General features: G+C 37.9%; 2 protein-coding genes. Both read right to left on the bottom strand.

What is annotated here, in order from left to right; all coding sequences use genetic code 11:
* A partial coding sequence (locus ACR2MV_RS13540; protein ID WP_434022503.1) for a hypothetical protein occupies positions 1-263 on the bottom strand: 263 nt, incomplete at its 3' end.
* 3 nt (positions 264-266) lie between these two features.
* Positions 267-3,256 (bottom strand): sensor histidine kinase (locus tag ACR2MV_RS13535; RefSeq protein WP_434022502.1); only part of this gene is annotated, 2,990 nt, incomplete at its 5' end.

The raw sequence follows: 3,256 nt of genomic DNA, 5'->3' as shown, positions 1-3,256 counted from the left end.
ATTTCTCCCTCTTTAAAACCAATTTCCTTTGACAAATCATAGGCCTCTAATACAAGAGTAAATCCTTTAATAATTTCGCCATTAAACAAGCTATACTGTGCGTACTGATTAAGTAATTTTACTTTTTCTTCACCTTCATGACTCAAAACAAGTTTTTTCAAACTATCCATTTTGGCCGCGGCAATAAAAAGTGTATCCTGAGCTCTTAACTCCATAACCGAAAGCACTAGTAGCAATCCAATAATTATTTTTTGTAAGCTCATAAATTATACTGGTAGTTTAATTATAAATTCGGTTCCTTCTCCTTTAATTGTTTCAACTGTCAACTCGCCACCTTGTGCCTTTACAATATCATAGCTCAGTGAAAGCCCCAATCCTGTTCCTTGTCCGGTGGGCTTGGTAGTAAAAAAAGGTTGAAATATTTTTTCTAAAACATTGTCGGGAATGCCATTTCCATTATCCATGACCTTTATTTCAATGCTCTCTTTGTTCTTTTTTGTGTATACTGAAACTTTGGGTTCAAAATCTCCGTTCACTAGTTTTTTCTTCTGATCAACAGCGTAAAACGCATTTGTGATCAGATTCAGTATGACCCTTCCAAAATCTTGTGGAATGACTTCTATCTTTTCAATTGAGGGGTCAAAGTCAGACTCCATTTTGGCGTTAAAGGTCTTGTCCTTTGCCCGTAAGCCATGATATGCCAACCTCAGATATTCATCAGTCAAGGCATTGATATCTGTTAATTCTCTCACACCTGAGCTGCTTCGACTGTGTTGTAACATCCCCTTTACGATTTCACTGGCCCGTTTACCATGGTGGTGTATTTTTTGAAGATTTTGCTCAATATCGCTTCCTATTTCAAGGGCTTCTTCAACATCTCCATTTTTAATTTCTTCATACATTTCCTCCATAAGCTCGCTCGATACTTCAGAAAAATTATTGACGAAATTCAACGGGTTTTGAATCTCATGTGCTATCCCAGCGGTCAACTCACCTAAAGAAGCCATCTTTTCAGACTGAACCAATTGAGACTGGGCCTGTTTTAAATCTACCAGTGTTTTTTCAATCTTTTTATTCGCCATCTCCAGCTTTGAAAAATCTTCATATCTCGAGTAAGCAGTAGAAAAAGCTTCGGCAAGATTCTGAACCAAATTTAATTCCTCATCCGATAAGGAGATTTCGCTTCCAACATATAGCATTCCTTGCAAAAATGGTAGAAAATGCAAATGCAAATTCTTTGGTTGATTGCCTGAAGAGTAGGTTTCAGATGATGTTATCATGCCTTTATCCATTAATATTTTGGTAGATTCAATAAAAGCCGCCTGATCCCAATAATCTGTAAACATTTCTTTTCTACGCCAATAAGGGAGCAATTGCTCCAATGGTTTTAAATCATCAAATGGAAGTTCGAATGAGGCAATGGCCTTACCATCTGAGGTGGATAAATGAGTTTGCATTCTTTGCAAATCCTCATCCATAATAAATACCCCGCATCGAATAAAAGGTACATTTAAAGTATTCAATTCATTCCAGACCAAAGGAGTAATTCGCTTAAGGTCTGCCGTTGTTCTCATAGAGGCGATTTCAGCTCGAACCCTGTCTACAGAGGCATGTCGAATTGCATCTCTTGCTTGTGATTCAGCCTTCTTAAGGTCCAGAAATCGAGTATAGGTTTGTTGAAAAACTTTAGCAAAACGAAGCAAAAGCTGCAAGGATTCATTTTTTATAGGCATATGGGAACTTAGCATAAGATAGCCTTGTGAGAAATACGCCGTATGTTGCACCCTCCTACCTTCTAAATTGGATACATCTATTTCCATCTTTGCTTCCTCTTTGACATATCGAACCCATTCTTCTAAATCCTCGCCTTGAATATCCAAAACAAATGTTTCATTACCTTCTTTAAAAGCTTTGAAGGTTTTCGCCATACATATAGGCTCGTCTATTGAAAAAAAGTGCACATGATCTACCAATTTACCTCTCTGATCGGTAGACCATAATTCAAACCTTCTCTTATTTTCGTTGTAAATGGCGATACTTATTCGATCTGGAATAACTCCCAAAAGATCAAATTGTTCGAAGAGAACCTGTGCGGTTTCAGCCAATTGCATACTGTTGTGCATAGCCATGGTACTTGCCCTTACTCTTTCCAAGGCAAGTTCTATTCGAGCTTCCTTCGATTGATTTTCTGCCTTTTTAAGGTCGAGAAAACGGGTATAGGTTTGTTCAAAGACCTTGGTAAAACGTTTAAAAACGTCATGAGCTTCTGTAACCTTTTCATAGGTTATAAATAACAAATAACCTTGACTAAATTTACAAAGATGGTTAATTTGATATGTTGGCAGAGAAAGGCCAGAGTCCTTCAGGTGCTGAAATGTTTCTTTTAATTCAGGCAGAGAAGTCATATAGTCATAATGCTGAACTAAATCTTGACCTCCTAATTCCTGAACAAAAAAATCAGATTCACTTTTTAAAAAAGCCCCCATTTCAATAAAAGATGCCTCCTGAGTATAATACAAAGGAAAAGGGTCTTGCAGCTCCCCCTCACTACTCATCCAGCAAACGCTCTGGGTTTTATCCTCTGAGAGGATATTATATCCAGCACTCCAGGCATTGATACCCAAGCCCTGTACTTCCAAAAACAATAGGTTGGCTGCTGTCCTTAATTCACTACTGGATTGCATGGCCATGGTTCTTGACCTTACTTTTTCCAGAGCCGCTTCAATATGCGCTTCACGTGCTTGTGCCTCTGCTTTTTTGAGATCCAGAAAACGCCTGTATGATTGTTCAAAAACCTGACCAAATCGAGCAATTATGGCATTATCAGTTTCTGAATAAGGTTTATTCTTATACAAGGCAACTACCAAAAATATATTGGGCAGCAGTGCTACTGATCTTGTCAGAGGCAGGCTAAGCAGGTTTTCCTTTTCTTCCTTTGGCATCGATTTTAAAACCGAATGTTCAATGGCATGATTGAGCCAAATACTGTGAACCTCAGCTGGAAAATAATCGACAAGAAAGTTTTGCTTGTTTTTTCTTGATTCCGAAATAGCTTTTGTAATAGGATGGTCAATATAAGGAACTGTAATTTTAACGGGGTCCGACTGGCCTGAAACTAATGTCCAGAAGTTATAATCACTATCATCACTATCAATTCCAAAGCTCACATTGCTGTACGTGATGTTCAGGTCGTGTAATTGTTCGGATATGGTTTTAATTACTCCTGATAAATCATTACTTTTTTGCATCACCAAAG

Source organism: Lutimonas sp., assembly GCF_051011215.1.
In the GTDB taxonomy this organism is placed as follows: Bacteria; Bacteroidota; Bacteroidia; order Flavobacteriales; family Flavobacteriaceae; genus Lutimonas.
This window is presented reverse-complemented; position numbering and strand designations above follow the sequence as displayed.